20 protein-coding genes are annotated in these 18,050 nt (G+C 62.3%); 13 read left to right on the forward strand and 7 right to left on the reverse strand.

From position 1 onward, the window contains the following. Positions 1-2: 2 nt before the first annotated feature. Complete coding sequence (locus tag AC0L7I_RS03455; RefSeq protein ID WP_473398141.1) at positions 3-782, reverse strand: hypothetical protein; 780 nt, start codon at positions 780-782, stop codon at positions 3-5. Between the two features lie 113 nt (positions 783-895). Next, complete coding sequence (gene cysK, locus AC0L7I_RS03460) at positions 896-1,882, reverse strand: cysteine synthase A (protein ID WP_473398142.1); 987 nt, start codon at positions 1,880-1,882, stop codon at positions 896-898. Positions 1,883-1,973: 91 nt separating this feature from the next. Between cysK and AC0L7I_RS03465 the strand changes: the two genes are divergently transcribed. The 6 genes from AC0L7I_RS03465 (at position 1,974) to AC0L7I_RS03490 (ending at position 5,908) form a co-directional block, all read left to right on the forward strand. Further along, complete coding sequence (locus tag AC0L7I_RS03465) at positions 1,974-2,888, forward strand: tyrosine recombinase (protein WP_473398143.1); 915 nt, start codon at positions 1,974-1,976, stop codon at positions 2,886-2,888. 65 nt (positions 2,889-2,953) lie between these two features. Beyond that, positions 2,954-3,187, forward strand: a complete 234-nt coding sequence (locus AC0L7I_RS03470; RefSeq protein WP_473398144.1) for a hypothetical protein — start codon at positions 2,954-2,956, stop codon at positions 3,185-3,187. A 188-nt stretch (positions 3,188-3,375) separates the two neighbouring features. Beyond that, entirely contained in the window at positions 3,376-4,431 is a 1,056-nt protein-coding gene (locus tag AC0L7I_RS03475; RefSeq protein WP_473398145.1) for an HpcH/HpaI aldolase/citrate lyase family protein, read from the forward strand. Between the two features lie 117 nt (positions 4,432-4,548). After that, positions 4,549-4,962 carry a hypothetical protein gene (locus AC0L7I_RS03480; RefSeq protein WP_473398146.1) on the forward strand — a complete coding sequence of 138 codons (414 nt, stop codon included), beginning with the start codon at positions 4,549-4,551 and terminating at the stop codon, positions 4,960-4,962. Continuing rightward, a complete protein-coding gene (locus tag AC0L7I_RS03485) occupies positions 4,959-5,375 on the forward strand; it encodes a nuclear transport factor 2 family protein (protein WP_473398147.1) in 417 nt (138 codons plus the stop codon). Before AC0L7I_RS03480 ends, AC0L7I_RS03485 begins: the two co-directional genes overlap by 4 nt. Then, on the forward strand, positions 5,372-5,908 hold the full coding sequence (locus AC0L7I_RS03490) for a GNAT family N-acetyltransferase (protein ID WP_473398148.1): 537 nt from the start codon (positions 5,372-5,374) through the stop codon (positions 5,906-5,908). Before AC0L7I_RS03485 ends, AC0L7I_RS03490 begins: the two co-directional genes overlap by 4 nt. Here AC0L7I_RS03490 and AC0L7I_RS03495 read toward each other — a convergent pair. Further along, positions 5,905-7,659 (reverse strand): putative bifunctional diguanylate cyclase/phosphodiesterase, encoded by a 1,755-nt coding sequence (locus AC0L7I_RS03495; RefSeq protein WP_473398149.1) that lies wholly within the window; start codon positions 7,657-7,659, stop codon positions 5,905-5,907. The genes AC0L7I_RS03490 and AC0L7I_RS03495 overlap by 4 nt on opposite strands. A 124-nt stretch (positions 7,660-7,783) precedes the next feature. On the opposite strand from AC0L7I_RS03495, the gene hisB reads away from it, so the two are divergent. The 4 genes from hisB to AC0L7I_RS03515 all read left to right on the forward strand — a co-directional run bounded on the left by hisB (position 7,784) and on the right by AC0L7I_RS03515 (position 10,518). Then, positions 7,784-8,380, forward strand: coding sequence for an imidazoleglycerol-phosphate dehydratase HisB (gene hisB / locus AC0L7I_RS03500; RefSeq protein WP_473398150.1), 597 nt, complete (start codon positions 7,784-7,786; stop codon positions 8,378-8,380). 112 nt (positions 8,381-8,492) lie between these two features. After that, positions 8,493-9,137: an imidazole glycerol phosphate synthase subunit HisH gene (gene hisH, locus AC0L7I_RS03505; RefSeq protein ID WP_473398151.1), complete on the forward strand. Its 645-nt coding sequence runs from the start codon at positions 8,493-8,495 to the stop codon at positions 9,135-9,137. Continuing rightward, positions 9,134-9,865 (forward strand): 1-(5-phosphoribosyl)-5-[(5-phosphoribosylamino)methylideneamino]imidazole-4-carboxamide isomerase, encoded by a 732-nt coding sequence (gene hisA, locus AC0L7I_RS03510; RefSeq protein ID WP_473398152.1) that lies wholly within the window; start codon positions 9,134-9,136, stop codon positions 9,863-9,865. The genes hisH and hisA overlap by 4 nt, the downstream gene beginning before the upstream one ends. A gap of 62 nt (positions 9,866-9,927) precedes the next feature. Continuing rightward, positions 9,928-10,518: a hypothetical protein gene (locus tag AC0L7I_RS03515; RefSeq protein ID WP_473398153.1), complete on the forward strand. Its 591-nt coding sequence runs from the start codon at positions 9,928-9,930 to the stop codon at positions 10,516-10,518. A gap of 84 nt (positions 10,519-10,602) precedes the next feature. Here AC0L7I_RS03515 and AC0L7I_RS03520 read toward each other — a convergent pair whose 3' ends face one another. Both AC0L7I_RS03520 and AC0L7I_RS03525 read right to left on the reverse strand, forming a co-directional pair. Continuing rightward, entirely contained in the window at positions 10,603-10,797 is a 195-nt protein-coding gene (locus AC0L7I_RS03520; RefSeq protein WP_473398154.1) for a hypothetical protein, read from the reverse strand. Between the two features lie 391 nt (positions 10,798-11,188). After that, on the reverse strand, positions 11,189-12,721 hold the full coding sequence (locus tag AC0L7I_RS03525) for a serine/threonine-protein kinase (protein WP_473398155.1): 1,533 nt from the start codon (positions 12,719-12,721) through the stop codon (positions 11,189-11,191). Positions 12,722-12,852: 131 nt separating this feature from the next. On the opposite strand from AC0L7I_RS03525, the gene hisF reads away from it, so the two are divergent. Together hisF and hisE are read left to right on the forward strand one after the other, a co-directional pair. After that, the gene (gene hisF / locus AC0L7I_RS03530) at positions 12,853-13,611 is read left to right on the forward strand and encodes an imidazole glycerol phosphate synthase subunit HisF (RefSeq protein ID WP_473398156.1); all 759 of its coding nucleotides are present in this window, start codon (positions 12,853-12,855) and stop codon (positions 13,609-13,611) included. A gap of 171 nt (positions 13,612-13,782) precedes the next feature. Continuing rightward, complete coding sequence (gene hisE, locus AC0L7I_RS03535) at positions 13,783-14,139, forward strand: phosphoribosyl-ATP diphosphatase (RefSeq protein ID WP_473398157.1); 357 nt, start codon at positions 13,783-13,785, stop codon at positions 14,137-14,139. A gap of 88 nt (positions 14,140-14,227) precedes the next feature. Here hisE and AC0L7I_RS03540 read toward each other — a convergent pair whose 3' ends face one another. Beyond that, positions 14,228-14,962, reverse strand: a complete 735-nt coding sequence (locus AC0L7I_RS03540) for a DUF6065 family protein (protein WP_473398158.1) — start codon at positions 14,960-14,962, stop codon at positions 14,228-14,230. Between the two features lie 52 nt (positions 14,963-15,014). Here AC0L7I_RS03540 and AC0L7I_RS03545 point away from each other — a divergent pair, with 52 nt between their 5' ends. Further along, complete coding sequence (locus AC0L7I_RS03545) at positions 15,015-15,524, forward strand: prolyl-tRNA synthetase associated domain-containing protein (protein WP_473398159.1); 510 nt, start codon at positions 15,015-15,017, stop codon at positions 15,522-15,524. Positions 15,525-15,578: 54 nt separating this feature from the next. Here the strand turns inward: AC0L7I_RS03545 and AC0L7I_RS03550 are convergent, their stop codons facing one another. Then, positions 15,579-18,050 (reverse strand): TonB-dependent receptor, encoded by a 2,472-nt coding sequence (locus AC0L7I_RS03550; protein ID WP_473398160.1) that lies wholly within the window; start codon positions 18,048-18,050, stop codon positions 15,579-15,581.

The raw sequence follows: 18,050 nt of genomic DNA on the forward strand, positions 1-18,050 counted from the left end.
GCCTATTTGGGTTGATCGGCCTGCTGGGCAACGAATGTTTCGCCTAGCGCCTTCATCGCATCGCGCACGTCGTCGGAAAGCTCCAGAACGGCCTTTTGCTCCGCCGTGCGGGCAAGGTCAGTCTGCTTCGACCACGCGCTAATCGTTCGCGACAGGCCTTTCTTGTCGGCAAAAGCGGTCATGGTTGCGTAGGGATAGCCATTGCGCACATCGATCACCAGTCCGCTGGCCGTGGCTTCAGCCTCGACGTTTCGGCCCGGCAGCACGAACATGCCGATCACGGTCAAGTCAGCCACTGACAAGGCGCTTGCCTTGTTTCGCGTCGAAGAGCTCACTTCGTAGACGAGTACATAGTCGAGGTGCTGGCGCGCAGCGCCGCGCCTGATATCTGCAATCACTCTCGCCGCAGCATTCGATTTGGCCGTTGGCTCTTCGCTGACCATCGCCGCGATCAACGGGCTGACGGGCACGAATTCTCCGTACAAGGGACCGAGATCCTCGGCGAGGTCTTGCCAGATGGTGCCCTCGTCGTCCGGAACCACGCCGAGCGCTCCATTCTGAACGCGTGCGATTCCAATCCGGGCCGGAAATTTCAGGTTCGGCTCAATAGCAGCGATACGCCGGACATCGGCGTCCGTGTCACTCGGCCCGGCCGAACCGGAAATCTCGTAGCTGCCGTCATATCCCGCCAGGTAGTCGGCGCCAGACGTCGTCTGCACCGACGAAGTGCACGCAGCCAAAAGGATGGCCGCCGGGATTGAGAGCCAGAACAGATTCTTCATTATAGTCTCCAGATTGAAAGCATGATGTCGCCACATCGCTGCGAATCTCTCTGGCATGACGGGCCCTCTCGGCAAAATGCCGCCGGAACCAAGGCATCTTTCAGGCAGTGAGCTCAACCGAGCCCTTCGAACAACAGCGTAGAGACATAGCGCTCGGCGAAGGACGGGATTACCACCACGATCGTCTTGCCGGCCATTTCGGGCCGCTTGGCCACTTCGAGGCCCGCCGTCAGCGCCGCGCCCGATGAAATGCCGACCGGGATGCCTTCCGTACGCGCCAGGCGTCTTGCATTCGCGATTGCATCCGCATTCGCCACCTTCACCACGCCGTCCATCAGGCTTGTGTCCATGTTGCCCGGAATGAACCCGGCACCAATTCCCTGGATAACGTGGGGGCCCGGCTCGCCGCCCGACAGGACAGGGCTCGCCTCCGGCTCGACGGCAAACATTTTCACGGACGGCTTTTTCGCCTTCAGGACACGGGCCGTGCCGGTGAACGTGCCGCCAGTGCCGACACCGGAGATGACCGCATCGACTGCGCCGCCGGTATCGCGCCAGATCTCCTCGGCGGTCGTGGCTTCATGGATCGCCGGGTTCGCGGGATTGTCGAACTGGCTCGGCATGACAGAGCCCGGATTTGAGGCGAGCAGCTCGGCCGCCTTGTCCAGGGTTCCCTTGATACCCAGCTCCTTGGGAGTCAGGTGCAGCTCGGCGCCAAGGATCGCAAGCATCTTCCGGCGCTCGATCGACATCGAATCCGGCATGGTCAGGATAAGGCGGTAGCCGCGCGATGCCGCCACCATGGCGAGACCGATGCCTGTATTGCCTGAAGTCGGTTCGACCAGAACAGCGCCCGGTCCGATCTTGCCGTCTTTTTCCAGCTGCGTGATCATCCCGATGGCGATCCGGTCCTTCACGCTGGCGAGGGGATTGAAGAATTCGAGCTTCAGGAGCAGGTCACTTTTCAGGCCGTCTTCGGCAGCGATGCGTGGAATCCGCACGATGGGCGTGTTGCCCACCGTTTCAAGGATCGAGCCGTAGACCCGCCCGCGTCCCGGTGCATCCAGCGTCACGCCATTATAGTCGAATACTCCGCTCATTACTTTCTCCCATCCCTTTTGTTTTCGGCACCCGCGCGAGATGGCGCGACCCATAGAGGCGTCATTAACACAGGCAGGCTAGATTTGTCTCATGTCGGACCGCGCACGCATCGAAGCCTTCCTCGAAATGATGAGCGCCGAGCGCGGTGCGGCCGCCAATACGCTCGACGCCTATGCGCGCGATTTGCTCGACGCGTCCGAATTCTGCGCTGGCGACCTGTCCGGCGCCACCGGCCGCGACCTCGCCGCCTGGCAGGCCGATCTCTCGGCCCGTGGCATGGCTGCCTCGACCTCTGCACGCAAATTGTCCGCGGTCCGGCGCTTCTTCCGCTTCCTGTTCGAAGAAGGCGACCGCAAGGACGACCCGACCGCAAAGATCGACGGACCCAAAACCTCCCGCGACGTGCCGGACGTCCTCTCGCGTGAAGAACTCGGCCAACTGATCAACGCCTGCGGCGACGACCTCCGGCTCAAATGCCTGGTCGAGCTTCTCTATGGCGCCGGCCTGCGCGCATCGGAACTCATGTCCCTCACGCTTGGCAGCCTGCCGCGCCGCAAGGGTGCGCGCTGGGTGACGCAAGACATCATCATTCGCGGCAAGGGCGGCAAGGAACGGCTCTGCCCGCTTGGCGGCCCGGCCCTCGCATCCCTGTCAGAGTGGCTCGCTGTGCGCGAAGACAGCCTCCCCGCAGGCAGCCTCGCGCGCGGACGGGCCGAGACATTCCTCTTTCCGTCACGCGGCAAGCAGGGCCACCTCACCCGCCGCCGCCTCGGCCAGATGCTCGACGACCTCGCCCGCGCCGCCAATATCAATTCTGCCCGGGTCCACCCGCATGCCCTGCGCCACGCCTATGCCACCCACCTGCTGCAGGGCGGGGCAGACCTCAGAAGCGTGCAAACCCTGCTCGGTCACGCCGACATCGCCACGACCCAGATCTATACGCATGTCCTGACAGACGAGCTCGCAGAGTTGCTGGAAACCAGCCACCCACTCGCCCGATCCTGAAATAGGCCATTGCGATTCTGCGGCAGCAGGACAATATCCTTGAATATTCGATTTGGAGCTTCCCCATGAACCGTTTCCTCAAGGCCCTCGTTCCAACCCTGCTCATCGCCGAACTGGCATTGATCACGTCGGCCACCGCTGTCTGGGCGATCCTCTCGGAATTGCATGCGGGCAAGTACACGATCATGGGCGCCGAAGTGATTGACGTCGTCGCCTCAGCCATTCTTGCCGTCATTGTCTTTCGCCGCGCCTTCGATGCCGAAGAGCGGATGACGCAAGTCCCCGTCGAAAACACCTAGGCATCCCGGCTGCGAAACGCAGTCAGGCGCCTTGCACCTCGTTTTGCCGGCCGACGAACGACGGTCCGCGAGGACGGAGGGATTACCTTTATCTGGAATTCGGCGGACCAATCGGCGGGGTGCGGCTTTGTTCCTGTTTGACGCAGTGCACCATCACGCTTAGGCCTGTCGCGGATGAGGAGACAGACATGAGCGAGAAGACACCCCGCAACTTTTTCAAGCCGCTGGCCATTGGCGCACCCAACCCGATGCTGGAACTGCCGACGCGTCTGGAGCGGATGATCCATTTCGTCCCTGGCCACAACGAAAAAGTCCGCTCGAAAACACCCGCCATGGCCGCCAAGGTCGACGTGATCCTCGCCAATCTCGAAGACGCCATTCCCGCTGACGCCAAGGACGCTGCCCGCGCAGGCGCTATCGAAATGGCGTCCATGTATGACTGGCAGGGCACCGGCACCGGCTTCTGGAGCCGCGTCAATCCGCTGAACTCGCCCTGGTTCCAGGACGATGTGTCCGAGCTTGTCCTCAAGGCCGGCCACCAGCTTGACGTGATCATGCTGCCCAAGGTCGAAGGTCCGTGGGACATCCACTTTGCGGACCAGTATGTCGCCCAGCTCGAAGCCAAGGCCGGGCTCACCCGCCCCATCCTCTTTCACGCCATCCTCGAAACTGCACAGGGCATGGCCCGCGTGGAGGACATCGCGCTTGCGTCTCCCCGCATGCAGGGTATCAGCCTCGGCCCGGCAGACCTCGCTGCCGACCGCAAGATGAAAACCACCCGCGTCGGCGGCGGCCATCCCTTCTACCGCGTGCTCGAAGACCCGCATGAAGATGGCAGCGCCCGCGCCAATGCCCAGCAGGATCTCTGGCACTATACAATCGCCCGAATGGTCGACGCCTGCCGCATGGCGGGAATCAACGCCTTCTACGGCCCCTTCGGCGACATTTCCGACCTCGATGCCTGCGAACAGCAATTCCGCAACGCGTTCCTGCTTGGTTGCGCCGGTGCGTGGAGCCTCCACCCGAACCAGATCGACATTGCCAAACGCGTGTTCAGCCCGGCCCCGGACGAAGTGAAATTCGCCCGGCGCATCCTCGAAGCCATGCCCGACGGCACCGGCGTCGCCATGCTAGACGGCAAGATGCAGGACGATGCGACCTGGAAACAGGCCAAGGTGATTGCCGATCTCGCCGACCTCGTTGCCTCGAAAGACCCGGACCTGGCCGCCGCTTATAACGGGTGATTGCCCCTTAACTTGTCGGATTCGCGTGATAACCTCGCTGGGCGGCACAGGGATTCACTCCGTGACCGACCGGAAAAGACAAGGTGGGAAGAGATGCTGAGAACAACCCTATTAGGCATGGCAGTTGCCGCGTGCGCGGCCCCTGCCCTCGCAGACGAGGTGTGGACCACCGTCATTGGCGATGTTGTCTACGAACGTGAGTTGCCTACGGGAGAAGCGGTCCTGTCCTATCCGGTCGACGACGGCACGGCCAGCGGCCTCGCCTACATCGAAGGCCTCGCGCAAACCTATGAGGGACGTGGCGCCTTTAGTGGCGTCTGGATAGAAGACGACCTGCCGCCCGCCGATGGCTGCAATGTGTCCATCTCTGACCCCGAATCCGGCGCGCCTCGCAACAATTGGGGCCGTCTCGAACTCGTCTTCACCGAACCGGACTTTCCGGGCGGCTGGGTCGCCATTCGCGGCGACTGTTTCAACCAGCCAGAAAGCTACCTCGTTGGAAAACCTGTGACAGGAGACGCAGAACAATGATCGCACTCACCGGGCACTCGCCCAATCTCCAGCGCTGGTTTGACTGGATGGAAGGCAGCCATGATTCCGCCGGCCTCGCAGACCAGCTCGCCGAGCATGTCGTGTTTCGCAGCCCTGTCGTGCATACGCCGCAGGAAGGCAAGGCGATCACCATGGCCTATCTTTCCGCAGCCGGTGAAACGCTCGGTGGTGACACGTTCCAATACACGCGCATCTTCGATTGCGGCGACAAGGCCGTGCTCGAATTCGAATGCGTCATGGACGGTATCCAGGTCAACGGGATCGACATGATCGAGTGGGATGACCAGGGCAAGATCACCGACTTCAAGGTCATGGTCCGCCCACTGAAGGCTATACAGACTGTCCACGCTGCGATGGGCGCCATGCTCGCCAAGATGAAAGGCGGTGCATGATCACCGAGCCGCCGACGCTCGTCACAGATCGTATTGTCTTGCGCCCGCAACAGGCCGACGACTATGAGCCCTGCGCTGCCATGTGGAATGACGAGGAAGTGGTGCGCCATATCGGCGGCGCGACCCGGCCGGCGCAGGATGTCTGGTTCAACCTGGCCCGGTCACGCGGCATGTGGCCGCTTATCGGCTATGGATACTGGGTCGCTGTGGAAAAGGACACGCGGCGCTTCATCGGCGAGGTCGGTTTCGCGGATTTCAAGCGCGGCATGGATCCGGACCTGTCGGTCTGCCCGGAGGCCGGATGGGCATTCAACCGGGCCTCATGGGGCAAGGGCTATGCCAGCGAGGCGGTTGGCGCCATCCATGCCTGGCTCGATGAAAATCGGCCGGGTCCGTCGAACTGCATCATCGACGCAGGCAATGTCGCGTCGCGCCGCGTAGCGGAAAAATCAGGGTACGCATTTTGGTGTGAGGCGCTCTTCCGGGACACGCCGGTCAATGTCTACCGCCGTGACGGCCCCCAAAAACCTTAGCCGGCCTTGCGCGAATCAAGCGGAATGGGATTGGCCCTGAACGCACGCAGGAAGTCCAGGAACGCACCATGCGGTAGGCCGGGACTGTAGAGGAATCCTTGCCCCATCGTGCAGCCGCGACGGCGCAGGAAGTCTGCCTGCCGTTCTGTCTCCACGCCTTCCGCCACCGTCTGCAGGCCGAGTGTTTCGGCCATGGCGAGAATCATCTCGACAATTGCAGGGGCCTGCTTGTCGCCTTCCAGAGCCGACACGAACTGCCGGTCGATCTTGAAAATATCGAATGGCAGCTGGGTCAGCATTGACAGGTTGGAATGTCCCGTTCCGAAATCGTCGATGGCGAGTTTCATGCCCATCATGCGCAGCGGCCCCATGACCTCCGCCACTTTTGCCGGGTTCTCGACGGCCATGCTTTCGGTGATTTCAAGCTCCAGCCGGTTCGGGTGAAGGCCGGTCCGTTTCAGCACGTCCATCACCGTATCCGTGAGGTTGCCTTGCTCGAACTGGCGAGGCGAAACGTTTACCGCCACCGACACGTCCAGGCCCTCGCGCATCCAGATGCGCGCCGACTGGCAGGCCGCCTCGAGAATCTGTTCGCCGATCTGGTTGATCAGGCCGGTTTCCTCCGCCAGCGGAATGAAGGCCGCAGGGGAAATGATCTTGCCGTTGTGACGGCGCCAACGCGCCAGGGCTTCAGCGCCGATAACCTTGCCGGACCGGAAATCGACCTTTGGCTGGAAAACGGCCTTGAACTCGCGGTTCGCAACGGCTTCGCGCAACTCGTCTTCCAGCTTGTATTTGCCACGCGCAACGCGGGTCAGGCGCGGCGTGAAGAAGCGGAACCCCGACGTGGCTTCGTCGCGCACCAGGCGCAGCGCCAGTTCAGCATGCCGGAATAGTTTTTGCGAACTATCGGCATCTTCGGGCGCCATCACGATCCCGCCGGAAATGCCGAGGTTGACCGATTGCCCGTTCAGTTCGAAAGGCGCGGCAAATGCCTGGCGGATGGCCCGGGCGATGGTCGCCACGTGCTCGCGGCTGATGGCATTGGGCATATAGATGCCGAATTCGTCGGCTTGCAGGGCGGCGATGGTCGCCTCGCGCAGGGCCGCGCCCGATGGGCCGGTGATCGCGGCAAGTTCAGACTTGAGGCGCTGTCCGGCCTGGGCGAGCAGGGCTTCGCTTGCATAGCTGCCCAATTGTTCGGAGGCGCGGGTAAACCGGTCGAGGTCGAGCATGATCAGGGCCGCAGGCGCCTCGAACGTAGCCCGCATCAAGGATTCCCCGATCGCCTTTTCGATCGCGATCATGTTGGACAATCCGGTCCGCGGATCCACGAATGCCGTTTGGCGCAATTGGGCGTTTTCCCGGCGCAACTTGCCGATCGTGCGCGTCACACCGACGCGCAGGCGGCGCAGTTCAGCGAAGTGCATGCCGTCGAGCGAATGCGTGTCATCCAGGTGTGCGTTCAGCAGGTAGTCATTGAACCGGACCAGCGACCGGTGAAAATGGCGCCCCGAGATATAGGCCACCGTTGCGCACAGCGTCGCTGACACCACCAACAGAAGCAACAGCAAGGGAATTGGAACCGCCGTATCGAACGGGCGGAACCCCAATGCCAGCACCCGGTAGGTCTGGACAATCGCGATGAGGGCAACGAAGACAACAGATGCCAGCGTGCCAGCGACCACTGCCGCAAACGCGGAAATGGTCATGGTGCCGAAAATGCGGCTTAGGAATCTTTTCTTGTTCAAGCGCCGATTCGCCTTGTTTTGGCCAGTTGTGGCCGTTCCTGAACAGACATTCAGTGAATATGTTTAGAAATCAGTGAACAAAACGCGCTAGCTGTTGAGAATACAGCGCACTATATGGTTCCTGATGATTAAGCACCGCACCGCCACCGTCGACCGCAAGACAAAGGAGACCGATATCTCGGTCACCCTCGACCTTGATGGTACCGGCAAGTCCGATATCGAAACCGGTATCGGCTTCTTCGACCACATGCTGGAAAGCTTCTCCAAGCATTCCGCCATCGATCTCACCGTCCGCTGCAAGGGCGACCTGCACATCGACATGCACCATTCCGTCGAGGATACGGGCATCGTCATCGGCCAGGCCATTCTCAAGGCGCTGGGCGATTTTGCCGGGATCACGCGCTTCGGCCACGCCTATATCCCCATGGACGAAACGCTGAGCCGCGCCAGCCTCGACCTGTGCAAGCGCCCCTACCTGATCTGGAAGGTCAATTTCGTCCGCGACAAGGTCGGCGAGATGGATACCGAACTGTTCAAGGAATTCTTCCACGCCCTCGCCGGGAATGGCGGCATGTGCCTGCACGTCGAGAATCTCTACGGCGAGAACAGCCACCACATCATCGAGAGCTGTTACAAGGCGACCGCCCGCGCATTGCGGACGGCGATAGAAATCGATCCGAAACTCGGCGGCAAGCCGGCATCGACCAAGGGCAGCCTCTAGGCGGCTGCCAGCGTCATTCCGGGCAGGTGGGCCGGACAGGGCCGTGACCCCGCGACGCAATGCGGGCCAATCGGCTCTTTCGATTTGCGTGGGGGACCGCTAAGAGCGGGCCATGAACTCGGTCGCCCTCATCGATTACGGCTCAGGCAACGTGCATTCCGCCGCCGGTGCGCTGAACGAGGCCGCGCGCCGCGCCGGCCTTGCCATCCGCGTCGACATCACCGCCGACCCCGCCACGATTGCCGCCTCGGCCCGCATCCTCCTGCCCGGCGTCGGCCATTATGCCGACTGCGCGGCCAACCTCCGCGCCCGCCCCGGCCTCGTCGCCGCGCTCGAATCCGCCGTCCTGCAGGGCAACACGCCCTTTCTCGGCATCTGCGTCGGCATGCAGCTGCTCGCCGATACCGGGCTTGAGGATGGCGAAACGCCCGGCCTCGGCTGGGTCCCCGGCATTGTCGACCGCATCACCCCCGGCCCCGGCCTGCGCGTGCCGCATGTCGGCTGGAACGCGCTCAGCCTCACCCGGCCCCACGCCCTGCTGGCCGGCCTCGGGCCCGACCCGCACGCCTATTTCACCCATTCCTACGTCATCCGCCCGGCCGACCCCGCCCATGTCGCCGCGACAACAGACTATGGCGCCCCCTTCACCAGCGCGGTCGCCCGCGGCAACATTTTCGGCACCCAGTTCCACCCGGAAATGAGCCAGCGCGTCGGCCTGCAACTGCTCGCCAACTTCCTGCAATGGACCCCTGAATGACCTTCACCCTCTACCCCGCCATCGACCTGAAAGACGGCCAGTGCGTGCGCCTCCTGCGCGGCGAGATGGATGCGGCCACCGTGTTCAATGACAGCCCGGCCAACCAGGCCGCCGCCTTCCACGCGGCCGGCTTCTCCCATCTCCACGTCGTTGACCTCAACGGCGCCTTTGCCGGCCAGTCGGCGAACTCCGACGCCGTCAGGGCCATCCTCTCGGCCACGCCCGCCCCGGTCCAGCTCGGCGGCGGCATCCGCACCCGCGCCCAGGTCGACGCCTGGCTGGAGGCCGGTGTCTCCCGCGTCATCCTCGGCACCGCGGCCCTGCGCGACCCGGGCCTCGTGAAATCCGCCGCCCGCGCCCTGCCCGGCCGCATCATTGTCGGCATCGACGCGAAAGACGGCATGGTTGCCGTCGAGGGCTGGGCCGAGACCAGCGACATGAAAGCCGTCGAGCTCGCAAAGGCCTTCGAGGGCTGCGGTGTCGCCGCCATCATCGCCACCGACATTGGCCGCGACGGCCTCAAGACCGGCGTCAATGTCGCCTTCACCAGCCAGCTCGCCAATGCCGTCACCATCCCCATCATCGCGAGCGGCGGCGTCGCCAGCACAGCCGACATCACGGCCCTGCGCGCCGCGCCCGGCACGCCCGTCTCCGGCACCATTCTCGGCCGCGCGCTCTATGATGGCGATATCGTCCCGGCTGAGGCCATCGCCGCCGCGACCGCCTGACCCTGCCCCCCGATACGCGAATGTGCTAATCTGCTTTCGTGTGTAGCGTGAGGGGGTGACAATTGAACAGGCAAGCGCCCCTTTGCGTCGCCCTGGCCGCCCTCGCTGCCTGTGCCGCGCCGCCCGCCCCGCCGCGCCATGTCATCGCCGTCGGCAGCACGCTGCCAGCTGACCTCGACACCTGCATCAATGCCGCCTTCACCAGCATGGCGGGCGGCTGGCACATGCGCTTCACGGTCAGCCTGCCCGACGGCACGGTCGCGGGCAGCGACGGCCACCTGCAGATCCGCCCCGTCGCCGACAATCGCTGGATCATCCTGCGGCCCGATGCCACCGGCGCCTTCGCGCCGTTCAGCGAAATCACCAATTACGGGCAGGGCCGGCTGGAATCGATCCGCCTTGATGCCGCCGCCACCACCATCTTCCAGGAGCGCTACACCGAATGCCACCCGCCGGACGCCAGCGGCCGTTTCAAATATGTCTCCGTGCTCGACCAGGCCCTGCCCGACGGCACGCACATGCACACCACCCGCACAGGCTGGGGCTCGGCCGACTATCATTATTCCGTAGACGTCATGGAAGGCGACACCAACCCCGCCCTCTACGCCCTCCGCACCCGCACCGGCGAGCGCGAAAGCCCGCCGCCGAAATAAGCCCCTTCTCCCCAGGGAGAAGGGGGCGAGAAAGGCACCCCACCAAGGCTCACCCTGAGCGAAGTCGAAGGGCGGGCCGTGCGCCTAAACCTTCGTCGACAAAGGCGTCCTCAGCCGCCGCCGCGTCCGCAGCGCATGCGCCATGTCGCTTTCCGGCGCATCGGGCCGTGTCTCTGCCGCGTGCAGCGGCGACAGTTTCGCCGCGCGGCGGCTCATGTCCGCTTCGGTATCGTGCCGGATCGCCTCGGCCGCATCACGCACTGTTTTCCTGAAATCCATGCCATGTCTCCTCTACGCGTCCATCCTCGCGCAGCACGGAGCCGCGCTTGCGCGCAGTATAGCCGAAACGGGCCGGTTTTTCCATGAAAGGTGGGTTAGGCGGCCATCCCCCCCTCTCCCTTGGGAGAGGGGCCGGGGGTGAGGGGCAACCCAGCTCTCCACCCGAACTGCGATAACAACGGCGCAAGACATCATGTGTCCCGGCAGCCCTCGTGAAGCAGGCAAGGCCATAACCCCTCACCCTCAATCCCTCTCCCAAGGGAGAGGGAGACGTCCGCTCTCGTAGGGTGGGTTAGGCGCAGCAACAACCCACCGGGCAGACGCGCGGCACGAGGCTAGGTGGGTATCGCGCCGCTCAGCCCACCCTACGGCTTGCTCACTGATACGCTCATTAGCTTGAATCAGCCACTCGATGTAGCGAATCCCAATAGCCTTTCCCGATTGGAAAAGTATTGGATGGCAGCAATCGCCCCTTTGAAGCGACCGCAAGCATCAGAGCGTATCGCTGCTGAAAAGCGGCTTCATCTTCACCGTCAATCGTAAGTGGCCCATACGCCTTATTGTGCGGAACCATAGTATTCGACATAGCTCCATAAAACTCGGAGCGATCACAAGGTAGATCGTACGGACCATCTGCATGACCGCCGGAATGCCAGAAAGCTATTTCATACCACCGCATGGGTTGATCATCGGCAAGCCGCGCAAAAAACAAGGTTGCGCGCCACATGTACAGCGCTGGATCGCCATGAGTTATTCGGTTTACGGTGTTTCGAACGGCGATTGTCCCGTACGCAGCGACATGCAACCGACCGTAGTCTTGTTTCGACACAGCGCCATACTTGTCATTTCTATGCGCGTCGTCCACCTCCAAAGCTATCGGATCTGTCATCGACATTGTACCATTCCCAAGCTCGATCTTCTCACTGCGATGGCGCAAAGCGGAAGGAGCTTCGGATAGGATTTCGTCGAACAGCCGTTCACGGATATCTTTGAATTCGTGGCAAGCGTCTGCCGCAGCGGACTTGAATTGCGCGACCCTATTTTGTTGACGCCGTTCCCCCTCTTCCTTCTCTGCGGCCGCTCTTTCAACTTCAAGCGATGCCTTTTGAAGAAATCCTCCAAACGGTTTGGAAGGGCTCGTCTGGACTTTTCTGAGCGCAGCTTCGCAAACCTCTCGTGTTGGCCGCGCTTCCGGAGCTTTTCTCATCATTTGTAGAATAAGGTTCTCCAGAGATCGTTCCTCAATCCCCAAAGTTGGAGGTCTTTGGTTAAGGTGCCCATCTTTGCAATCCTCTTCTGAACCTGGGAATGGGACTTGGCCCGAAATCATTCGAAACAGGATGCAGCCTAGTGAGTAAATGTCTGTCGCACTGCTAGTGCGTGACGACAGCCATTGCTCAGGAGCAGCGTAGGCAGGCGTAAGCGCTCTCTTCAGCGTTTGCAGAGAGGTGCTTTCCTCCGCAAACTTGGCGATGCCAAAATCTGCGACTGCCCAATTGTCCCGGTAATGCAAAATATTGCTTGGCTTCAGATCACGATGAATCAGAGATGACGCACCATTTAGACCTGCAAGTATTTGAAGGCCAATAGCTGCAGCATCCTTCGGACTCACAGCTTTTTTTGATAGCCATTCTTCCAAACTGTAGTCGCATAACGGCATCACGATGAAGTATCGTCCAGATGCAGGGTCGAGTCCGTAGTCAATAGCCGGGACGAGGTGGCTTGAGCCTACCTCGGCGAGTTCTGCAGCTACACGAATTTCTCTGGCCGCCGAATCATCTTCGCCATATCGGAGTCGCTTTACAGCGACTTCTCTGCTGTCACCTTTGCCCTTGAAAACCTCGCCAAAGCCCCCCGCTTCTCCCAGCCTGGCATTTGGATCGAATTGCCAGACTTCACGCTCAAGCTGGATTGATTGGCTCATAGACACCACCTGAAAATTCGCTCTAAACTTTCATAGTATTTCGATTCTCGCTCCAGCCGAAATCTGTTCTCCGAGCGGCAACAGAAATGCCCCCCCTTCCCCCGCCCCCCCTTCCCCGCTACACGGCTCCCATGCTCAAGACCCGCATCATTCCCTGTCTCGACGTGAAGGACGGGCGCACCGTGAAGGGCGTCAATTTCGTCGACCTGCGCGATGCGGGCGACCCGGTGGCGCTCGCCCGCGCCTATGATGCGCAGGGCGCCGACGAGCTATGCTTCCTCGACATTACCGCCAGCCATGAAGGGCGCGGCACGATGCTGGATATCGTCACCCGCACGGCCGAGGCCTGTTTCATGCCGCTCACCGTCGGCGGCGGCGTGCGCAGCGCGGACGACCTGGTCGCCCTGCTGAAAGCGGGCGCCGACAAGGTGGCCATCAATTCCGCCGCCGTGGCGGATCCCTCCCTCATCAGCCGCTGCGCCGCCAAGGCCGGGCGCCAGTGCGTCGTCGTCGCCATCGATGCGCGCCGCACGGGCGACCACTGGGAAATCTTCACCCATGGCGGGCGCGACGCCACCGGCATCGACGCAGTGGAATATGCCATAGAGGCCGAAAAGCGCGGCGCAGGCGAAATCCTGCTCACCAGCATGGACCGCGACGGCACCAAGTCCGGCTATGACATCGCCCTGTTGAAGGCCATCTCATCCGCCGTGAACATTCCCGTCATCGCGTCGGGCGGCGCAGGCCATGTGGATGACCTCGCCCCCGCCATCCTCGACGGCGGCGCCAGCGCGGTGCTCGCCGCCTCGATCTTCCATTTCGGCGAAGCGACCATTGCCGAGGCCCGCACCGCCCTCGCGGCGGCAGGCGCGCCGGTGCGGCCCTTGTGAACCCCTCTCCCTTGGGAGAGGGGCAGGGGTGAGGGGCCACAGGGTTTCCCCACGACACAGGTTTTTCAGCGACGCATCCGCTTCCCCTCACCCCCAACCCCCTCTCCCGAGGGAGAGGGGGCTTTAGTCGCGGCCCTACCTGCTCTAAACCCTCCCCAACAGGAGCGCCCCATGACCCGTCCCCCTCTCGGCCCCCTCGCCCGGCTCAGCGCCGCGCTCGCCCACCTCGCCGCCACGATCGATGCGCGCGCCCTTGAAGGCGATGCCGGCACCAGCTGGACCGCGCGCCTGCTCGCCAAGGGGCCGGATGCCGTCGCTGCCAAGATTGCCGAGGAAGGCGCAGAACTGGCCGAGGCCGTGATCCGCGAGTCAGACGACCATGTCGCGGCTGAGGCCGCCGACGTGATCTACCATCTGATGGTGGGCCTCCGCGCGCGCGGCGTGCCGCTCGACGCCCTCGCCGCAAAGCTCGAAGCCCGCCAGGGCACATCCGGCCTCGCCGAAAAAGCGTCGCGCAAACCGGACTAGGCCCGAACCGTCCGGGCTGTTCCGGGGCCCCTCCGGGCTGTATCCGGGCAATTTCCGTGTATCTGTCCGGGCATCTGTCCGGGCAGGTTCACATGTCCTTCACGGGCTTCAGGCGGCGCTTGGTCTGGTGCTCCTCAGCCTTGTCGCCGGTCACTTTCTGGCCCTTCATGTAATGGCGCTGCCAGCGTTCCTTCATCGCCTTCTCCTCGCCCGTCGCGAGGCGCGTGTTGAAGTCAGACCGGCTGGCCACCCATGCGTCGTATTCCTTCACCAGTTCGGGATTCGTCTTCATCGATTTGCGTTCCGGGGTGATCTCTTCCAGCTTCCTGTGCTCCATCAGCGTGATGAAGCAGAACGGCTCGCCCTTGCGGAAAATCACCTCGCCGGGCCGCGTCATCGCCCAGTTCATCGTGAACGGGAAAGGCAGCCAGTCGGTCTCCACAAGGCCCGTCAGCGGCGCAATGCCGTCCTTCGGCCAGTTCGGCGCGCCGGTCGCCCACACGCCCCAGCCGGGCGGGGTGCGGAACAGGTGGCCGGTATGGAAGGTCACGATCCCGCGCATGAAATGGCTGTCGGCAAAGCTGGCAATCGCATTCGGGTCGCCGGTCGTCTTGAAGCTGATGTCTTCCTTGCGCGGGCCGCCATTCCAGATGATCTTGATATCCATCGGGCAGAGGATTTCCCACCCCGTTGAATTGGCCATGGTCAGCGGCAGGCAGCGATAGGGGTGGCGGTCGGGAAACGCGTCCATCCATTCGCGCTGGCTGCGCCCCGGCACGATCTCGGGGGCAATGTCGTGGATCTTGTAGCATTCGAGGCGCATGGAAGGCTTTCTCTTCTTGACGGCTGGCTCCTGACTTGGCCCAAAGACAGGCATGACTGCAAGCCCCGACACCCTGTTCGCCTATCTCGATTCCCTCGCCATTGCGCACACCACGCACTGGCATGAGGCCGTGTTCACCGTCGGCGAAAGCACCGGCCTCAAGGCCGCCCTGCCCGGCGCGCACACCAAGAACCTGTTCCTCAAGGACAAGGATGGCGCCTATGTCCTCATCGCGGCCGAGGCGCATACGCAGATCAGGCTGAACCAGCTGCACCGCCATATCGGCACAAAGCGCCTCTCCTTCGGCTCGCCCGACGACATGCTCGCCCTGCTCGGCGTCACGCCGGGCTCGGTCACGGCCTTCGCCCTGATGAACGACCGGGCGGCAAAAGTCCGTTTCATTGTCGATGCGGCGCTTCTCGCGGTCGATCCCGTCAACTTCCACCCGCTCACCAATACCGGGACCACCGCCGTGTCGCGCGCGGATTTCCGCCGCTTTGTCGAGGCCACCGGGCACGCGTTCGAGATCGTGGATTTCGGCCAGTTGCAGGCGCCGGAATAGAAAAGGGCCGCCTCCTCGGAGACGGCCCCTGTCGCTTGAAGGCTCCGGTCCGGCCTATTCGAACGTATAGCTCAGCCGCACGCCGATCGCGCGCGGCGGCGCAACGGTCGTGTAATGGCTGCGCACGAACACATCGCCGCCGTCATTGTCGCTGACGGTCTGGTTGCTGAGGCTCGTGCTGACAGCACCGGTCTCGGCAAACTCGTCGAACAGGTTGGTGGCGAACAGGGTCGCTTTCCAGGTGTCGGCATCATAGACGACCGAGGCATTGGCCAGGCCAAAGCCGTCCAGCGTCAGGCTGTTGCCGCGTCCGCCGGTCCGGGTCAGGATGTCGCCCTGGTAGGCATAGCCGAAATTGTAGATCAGCGTCGCGTCCCGGAGCGGCTGTTCATAGCTCGCAAAGACCGAGAACTGGTCTTCCGGCGAGCCCGGCAGGCGGTCGCCCGACAGGCCGTCCTCGAACGCCGTGCCAAAGCCCGGAGGCGTGATCGTACGAATCAACGAAGGCACATCCGCCGTCAACTCCGTCTCCGTATGGCTATAGCTGCCCCGCAGGCTGAACGCTGAAGTGGCCTGCCAGTTGCCGGAGATTTCGAAGCCTTTCGATTCCGCACCATCCGCATTGATCGTGATCGGGATGTTCGCGTTCACCGTGGCCGAGGACACCTGCGGGTCAGTCCAGTCGATGAAGTAGATGGCACCGTTCAGGATCAGCGCGCCGTCCATCAGCGTGGTCTTGGCACCCAGCTCGTAGCTGGTCGTCTGGTCCGGACCGTACTGGCGTTCGTCGAACTGGGCGACGTCACCCGGATTCGGGCCGAATTGCTGGCCCGGTGCCAGCGCACAGGCGCCCTGAGTCGCGTTTGGATCGTACGCGTCACATTCGCCAATGCCGTTCGACGCACCGATTCGGTAGCCTTCGCTGATGGTGAAGTAGACCAGCGCATCGTCGGTCACGTCATAGGATGTGTTGAATTTGTACAGGAAGCCATCATCCGCCTGGCCCAGAGCAGGGTCGAAAGCAAGATTCTGGACCTCGTCGATGGTCATTGGCTCGAGCGTGTTGTCGAACAGCGGGAAGTCCACTGTGCTCGCCGCTTTCAGCTCATAGTCATAGTAGCGACCGCCAACCGTCACCGTCCACCGATCCGTGAGGTCGTAACCAACTTCGCCGAAGAAGGCGGTTTCGGTCAGTTCCTGACGCGACGTCGAGAAATATTCCAGGTCACCCGGGTGGCCGGTCAGGCCGAAGGCATCGAAGCCCAGCACGTCAACGGCGTACTCGCTATAGCCAGGCGTGAACTCCTTCGAGAAGCCGGATGTCTTGGCCTTGTTGTAGTAACCGCCGACAATCCAGTTCAACGGACCATCACTCGTCGAGACAAGCCGGACTTCCTGGTTGATGAACTCATCATCATCCTTTTCCCGCGTGAACGACGCGAAGGCCGGGAAAAGCTCGTAGCTGTATTCCAGGGAAATCAGGAGGTCGGTCTGGTCACGCTGGCCGTCTTCGTCATGCTTGCCGAAGCCGGTTGCCGACGTCAGCTCTGCAAAGCCGAGATCGGCGACAATTTCGAGGGCCAGCAACTGGTTGCGGCGGAAGTTGGGCTCCGTCACACGCTTGGCAGACTCATAGTCTCCCGTCGCGATGGTCGAACGGGCGCTGGAAATGGTGCGGCCTTCGATATCCTGGTTCTGGAAGTAGTAGGTCAGTGTGCCATCCAGCCAGTCAAGCGGCTGCCAGCGCGCAGCGATGCGCCCTGAATAGGCCTCTTCGCCGTCGGCATCATTGATGCTGCGCAGGTTCGCCGAATCGAAGATGTCCGGATTGGATACGCCGATTTCCTGAACCAGGAAGGGATAGTCCGTGAAGCCGGAATCATTCTTGAAGTCGAATGAACCGCGCAGCGCGAATTTGTCCGTGACCACTTTGTTGACCGTAAATCCGGCACCCGTGCTCAGATCATCCGCTTCGGAATACTGGTAGGCTTCTGCGCGGACATTGGCCATGTCCCCGTCAAAGCTCGGCCGGTTCGGAATGTAGCGGATCGCACCGCCGAGGGTGCCCGCGCCATACAGCGTGCCTTGTGGCCCGAGCAGGACTTCGACGCGCTCAAGGTCATTCAACTTCAGATCAAGGAAGATCGGAATTTCGCCAAGATATGTGGCGACAGTGCCGCCGCCATCATTGTTGCCGTCTCCCGAGCCGATCGGGTCAGCGTTCAAGCCGCGCACGATGATCGGGTTGCCCTGGCGTCCGCCACGATCCACGATATTGATACCGGGAACATAAGCCAGAACATCGGCCAGCTCGTCAAAACCCTGTTGCTCAATTTGCTGTTCACCAACCGCTGCGATGTTCAGCGGAACATCCTGCACACTCTCTGAGCGACGCGTCGCCGTGACGGTGATCGTCTGGGCACGTAGCTCGGCGTCGCCTGCGGTATCCTGGGCTTGCGCGCCCAACGCGGCACCAGCCACAAGAACGAAAGCACTCGTTGTCTTAAGTAGATTGATTTTCATCAT

The sequence above is a fragment of the Hyphomonas sp. J20-32 genome (assembly GCF_055808555.1).

Coding starts and splice junctions, on each gene's coding strand:
- AC0L7I_RS03520 (WP_473398154.1), bottom strand. CDS start 10,797: ATGGATTTCAGGAAAACAGTGCGTGATGCGGCCGAGGCGATCCGGCAC.
- hisF (WP_473398156.1), top strand. CDS start 12,853: ATGCTCAAGACCCGCATCATTCCCTGTCTCGACGTGAAGGACGGGCGC.
- AC0L7I_RS03550 (WP_473398160.1), bottom strand. CDS start 18,050: ATGATGAAAATCAATCTACTTAAGACAACGAGTGCTTTCGTTCTTGTG.
- AC0L7I_RS03540 (WP_473398158.1), bottom strand. CDS start 14,962: ATGCGCCTCGAATGCTACAAGATCCACGACATTGCCCCCGAGATCGTG.
- hisA (WP_473398152.1), top strand. CDS start 9,134: ATGACCTTCACCCTCTACCCCGCCATCGACCTGAAAGACGGCCAGTGC.
- AC0L7I_RS03480 (WP_473398146.1), top strand. CDS start 4,549: ATGGCAGTTGCCGCGTGCGCGGCCCCTGCCCTCGCAGACGAGGTGTGG.
- hisB (WP_473398150.1), top strand. CDS start 7,784: ATGATTAAGCACCGCACCGCCACCGTCGACCGCAAGACAAAGGAGACC.
- AC0L7I_RS03485 (WP_473398147.1), top strand. CDS start 4,959: ATGATCGCACTCACCGGGCACTCGCCCAATCTCCAGCGCTGGTTTGAC.
- AC0L7I_RS03490 (WP_473398148.1), top strand. CDS start 5,372: ATGATCACCGAGCCGCCGACGCTCGTCACAGATCGTATTGTCTTGCGC.
- AC0L7I_RS03470 (WP_473398144.1), top strand. CDS start 2,954: ATGAACCGTTTCCTCAAGGCCCTCGTTCCAACCCTGCTCATCGCCGAA.
- hisH (WP_473398151.1), top strand. CDS start 8,493: ATGAACTCGGTCGCCCTCATCGATTACGGCTCAGGCAACGTGCATTCC.
- cysK (WP_473398142.1), bottom strand. CDS start 1,882: ATGAGCGGAGTATTCGACTATAATGGCGTGACGCTGGATGCACCGGGA.
- AC0L7I_RS03525 (WP_473398155.1), bottom strand. CDS start 12,721: ATGAGCCAATCAATCCAGCTTGAGCGTGAAGTCTGGCAATTCGATCCA.
- AC0L7I_RS03465 (WP_473398143.1), top strand. CDS start 1,974: ATGTCGGACCGCGCACGCATCGAAGCCTTCCTCGAAATGATGAGCGCC.
- AC0L7I_RS03475 (WP_473398145.1), top strand. CDS start 3,376: ATGAGCGAGAAGACACCCCGCAACTTTTTCAAGCCGCTGGCCATTGGC.
- AC0L7I_RS03455 (WP_473398141.1), bottom strand. CDS start 782: ATGAAGAATCTGTTCTGGCTCTCAATCCCGGCGGCCATCCTTTTGGCT.
- hisE (WP_473398157.1), top strand. CDS start 13,783: ATGACCCGTCCCCCTCTCGGCCCCCTCGCCCGGCTCAGCGCCGCGCTC.
- AC0L7I_RS03545 (WP_473398159.1), top strand. CDS start 15,015: ATGACTGCAAGCCCCGACACCCTGTTCGCCTATCTCGATTCCCTCGCC.